Annotated in this window: 2 protein-coding genes and 1 pseudogene; all 3 read left to right on the forward strand. The window is 46.4% G+C overall.

Translation table 11 applies throughout. From position 1 onward, the window contains the following. The first annotated feature begins 319 nt into the window (after positions 1 to 319). Positions 320 to 694, forward strand: coding sequence for a hypothetical protein (locus JHJ32_RS22435; protein ID WP_041537010.1), 375 nt, complete (start codon positions 320 to 322; stop codon positions 692 to 694). Positions 695 to 728: 34 nt separating this feature from the next. Beyond that, positions 729 to 1,496 (forward strand): ParA family protein, encoded by a 768-nt coding sequence (locus tag JHJ32_RS22440; RefSeq protein ID WP_013632629.1) that lies wholly within the window; start codon positions 729 to 731, stop codon positions 1,494 to 1,496. A gap of 4 nt (positions 1,497 to 1,500) precedes the next feature. Next, a pseudogene (locus JHJ32_RS22445) lies at positions 1,501 to 1,688 on the forward strand (conjugal transfer protein TraB); the annotation flags it as partial.

Genomic DNA, 1,688 nt, shown 5'->3' on the forward strand with positions numbered 1-1,688 from the left:
GGAAGGTGTTTTCTGCCCCCTGCAAAGGGCAAGTTGTTTTGAGCATCGGAAATCATTCCGAGATGCTCAAAACACAACTTGCCGTGTTCCGGTGAACACAAAAATCCGCCCTGCGGGACGGATTGAATGTAACAGGGAAAAACGGCTCGTTGCCGTTCCCGTTACCCCCTGATATGTCAAAAGACTTTGCATAAATCCGTTAATAAAAATCACAATACAAAGTAAAGCCCTGTTTACGATAGCGTTGCACTGTGACACAGTGCCAAATGCTGCCTCTGAACGCCAAACACTGCCACCGCTATACAACCGATTGAATTTGATGAGTTCTTTGCCCCTGAATGTTGACAGGCAGGCAGGCAGGCAGCCCGTGCTTCAGGACGAGCAGACGGCATACATTCAAGATGGCAGGTTATCCTGCCTGCAAGATTGCAGGAATGCAAGAAACCAAGAGCGCAGGAATGACGGAAAGCGTGACAGCCTGCTATCAGACAATCAAGCCTGCGTGATGGATAGAATGACGGACGGAACGAATGCAAGAACGCAATCACGCCTGATAGGATGCCTGAATGAAAGCATTGCTGCTGTACAGCAGGAAAGCAGGCAATCAGCAATTCCCGCAGGCAAGCCTGATAGCTATCCTGCAAGAAAGACAGCACGAAATCAGGACTGCACGGCTGAAAGCCTGCAAGACTGAAAACAGTAAGATGTAAACTTTAAATTTTAAAAATATGGACACAAGAAAGAAACCTCTGTTTGTCGCTTTTTCTTCTCAAAAAGGCGGTGTTGGCAAAAGCACATTTACCACGCTTGTCGCCAGTACGATGCACTATCGGTTGGGCTACAACGTAGCTGTTTTTGATGCGGATTTTCCACAGCACAGCCTGATGAAAATGAAAACCCGTGATTTGGCAATGGTAATGGAAAATGAGGCGTTGAAAAAACTGGCATATAAGCAGTTTACCACCATCAATAAAAAAGCCTATCCCATTATGCAGCACAAAGCGGATAGCGTACTCGATGCGGCGCACGAATTTGTAAACACTTCCCCTGTTCCGCTTGATGTGCTGTTCTTCGACCTGCCCGGAACCGTGAACACGCCCGGAATTCTGAAAGCATTGGCAGGTATGCACCACATTTTCACGCCCATCACGGCAGACCGTGTGGTAATGGAAAGTACGCTCATCTTCACACAGCTTTTACAGGATGTAATTATGAAAAAAGGCGAAACTTCCATACAAAGCATTAACCTGTTTTGGAACCAGGTGGACGGCAGGGAAAGCACGCCCTTATATGACGTGTATAATCAGCTTATCGGGCAACTGGGGTTAAGCCTGATGCAAAGCCAAATCAAGAACAGCACCCGTTTTCGCAAGGAAAGTGAAGTGGACAGCAAAACAGTTTTCCGTTCTACGATAATGCCACCCGATGAGCGTTTGATGAAAGCCTGCCAGTTAGACCTGTTCATCAGCGAATTTTTAAACATCATTCAATCGTAGTGCTATGGAAAAAGATAATAAACGTAAAGTTACGCCGGACATTAACGAAGAGCTGATGATGAACCTGATGGTAGACGGCGTTAAAAAGGACGGTTTGCAGCTACCGCCTGAACCTGCCGAAGAGCAGGAAAAGGAAGAAATACAAAACGAGGTAAGGCAGGATGAATTACCACAAAGCAAACCTGTACAAAG

This window comes from Parapedobacter sp. ISTM3 (assembly GCF_016533505.1).
Lineage (GTDB): Bacteria > Bacteroidota > Bacteroidia > Sphingobacteriales > Sphingobacteriaceae > Parapedobacter > Parapedobacter luteus.